The organism is Streptomyces ossamyceticus, from assembly GCF_001418475.1.
GTDB lineage: Bacteria > Actinomycetota > Actinomycetes > Streptomycetales > Streptomycetaceae > Streptomyces > Streptomyces ossamyceticus.
Genome location: NZ_LIQX01000111.1, coordinates 1 through 1,674 on the forward strand (window position 1 = coordinate 1; position 1,674 = coordinate 1,674).

General features: G+C 74.2%; 1 protein-coding gene and 1 pseudogene. Both read left to right on the plus strand.

The features are described 5' to 3' along the window. A pseudogene (locus AOK15_RS10185) lies at window positions 1-411 on the plus strand (serine/threonine protein kinase); the annotation flags it as partial. Window positions 412-602: 191 nt separating this feature from the next. Then, window positions 603-1,674, plus strand: a 1,072-nt coding sequence (locus AOK15_RS10190; protein WP_055515038.1) for a serine/threonine-protein kinase, incomplete at its 3' end; no start/stop codon positions are given.

The window sequence follows — 1,674 nt, forward strand, 5'->3', positions numbered from 1 at the left end:
CCCCAGCAGCCCACCCCCGGCTACGGCCAGCCGCAGCAGCAGCACCAGCCGTACGCCCCCGCCCCGCAGCACCAGCAGCCGCAGCGGTACGCGCCCGCCCCGCAGCCGCAGCCGCAGCAGCCCGCGCCGCGCCCGCAGCGCGAGCCGAGGCCGCCGCGCGAGCCGCGTCAGCGCAGCGCCAACCCCATGCGGATCCCGGGGCTCGGCTGCCTCAAGGGCTGTCTCTTCATGATCGTCCTGTTCTTCGTCGGCGGCTGGCTGATCTGGGAGTTCACCCCGCTCCAGGAGTGGATCGGCACGGGGAAGGGCTACTGGGAGCAGCTGACGGACTGGTTCGACACGGCGACCAAGTGGATCGGTGAGCTGGGCGACTCCGGCTCCGGTTCCGGAGGTTCAGGTTCCGGTCAGTGACGACCGCGACGACCGCGACGACCGCGACCGTGACGACCCCGACGGCGACGACCCCGACGGCGACCATTGGCCCGCACGGTGCCGGGGTTGGGGATTTGTCGACATCTGAGGGGTGATTTCCGCCTCGGCGGTGAAGGTTGGCTCCTGGGGCGCGTAGCTTTGTCGCCAACACGCGGCCTGTAGGAGCAGTCTTGGGACGGAAGATCGGAAGCCGGTACACCGCGAACCAGATTCTGGGGCGGGGCAGCGCCGGCACGGTGTGGCTGGGTGAGGGCCCGGAGGGCCCCGTCGCCATCAAGCTGCTGCGCGAGGACCTCTCGTCCGACCAGGAGCTCGTCAGCCGCTTCGTCCAGGAGCGCACGGCGCTGCTGGGTCTCGACCACCCGAACGTGGTGTCCGTGCGCGACCTCGTCGTCGACGGCAACGACCTCGCCCTCGTCATGGACCTGGTCCGGGGCACCGATCTGCGCACCCGGCTGGACCGGGAGCGCCGCATGGCCCCCGAGGCGGCCGTCGCCATAGTGGCCGACGTCGCCGACGGCCTCGCGGCGGCCCACGCGGCCGGGATCGTGCACCGCGACGTCAAGCCGGAGAACGTGCTGCTGGACATGCAGGGCCCGCTCGGCCCCGGCGGCTCCCACCCGGCCCTGCTGACCGACTTCGGCGTCGCGAAGCTGATCGACTCGCCCCGGCGCACCCGCGCCACGAAGATCATCGGAACGCCGGACTATCTCGCGCCGGAGATCGTCGAGGGCCTGCCGCCCAGGGCGGCCGTGGACATCTACGCCCTCGCGACGGTCCTGTACGAGCTGCTGGCGGGCTTCACCCCGTTCGGCGGGGGCCACCCGGGCGCGGTGCTGCGCCGCCATGTGACCGAGACCGTCGTCCCCCTGCCCGGCATCCCCGAGGAGCTGTGGCAGCTGCTCGTGCAGTGCCTGGCCAAGGCCCCGGCCTCACGGCTGCGGGCGTCGGAGCTGGCGGCACGGCTGCGGGAGCAGCTGCCGCTGCTGGCCGGGATGCCGCCGCTGGACGTCGACGAGCCGGGCACGGAGACGCAGGACGCGTACGAGGAGGCCCCGGCGGAGGCGGCCGCCCCGCGGGAGCGGGTGCGGCGGGGTGCCGTGCCGCTGGTGCCGGGCGCGAGGCCGGACTCCAACCGGGACACGCACACGTCGATGCGGGTGCCGGCGCCCGACGAGCTGGCCGGGGGCGCGCGGGGCACCGCGCGGGTGCCCCGGGCGGCGGGGGCACCCCGGCCGGGGT